Origin of the sequence: Vibrio sp. B1-2, assembly GCF_963888445.1 — a bacterium.
Classification (GTDB): Bacteria; Pseudomonadota; Gammaproteobacteria; order Enterobacterales; family Vibrionaceae; genus Vibrio; species Vibrio anguillarum.
This window is the reverse complement of record NZ_CAWPJH010000036.1, coordinates 1-549: the sequence shown is the minus strand read 5'-3', so window position 1 is coordinate 549 and position 549 is coordinate 1. Positions and strand designations below refer to the sequence as shown.

1 protein-coding gene is annotated in these 549 nt (G+C 41.9%); it reads right to left on the bottom strand.

What is annotated here, in order from left to right; translation table 11 throughout:
* Positions 1–277: 277 nt before the first annotated feature.
* On the bottom strand, positions 278–549 hold a 272-nt coding region (locus tag AACQ75_RS11550), incomplete at its 5' end, for a helix-turn-helix domain-containing protein (RefSeq protein WP_170889832.1).

Here is a 549-nt window from a genome sequence, read left to right as displayed (position 1 = left end):
GCCTTCGATAGAGATATAACATGGAGTTGGCATAGCTTAATCCTTATTGAGTGAATCAAAGCGATGTGAACCACATCGCACAGTTTGATGCTTCTCTACGCAAAAGAAATGCCAAATCAAAAAGAGCCAAATATCAAGTGGTTAGAAAAACCCAGCAAACACCCAAGCAATAAATTGCTCGCGTGGGCAAAAAATTGCTCACGGTGACAAAATATTACCTGATAAGGCGGTAATTAGATAAAAGTGACAAAGGGCTATCGCTGGTAGCGAGTTGTTATCACTTAGGGAGGGGAGCGTCTTCTGGCATGCTTGCAATAAACTGAAGTAACTGACGCCGCTTTTCTGTAGACAATTTTGAGATAGCAACAACTAATTCAGCCGACTCTTCATCTTCACAAAAGAAATAGTTCAAAGGCACTCCGAGCTCATCAGCAATCAGCTTAAGCGTGTGGACGTCAGGTGTGTGTTTTCCCTTTTCGTATTGATTCATCCTAGGACTAGCTGAACTTTCATCCATACCTATGCGAACTCCCAACATTTTTTGTGAGA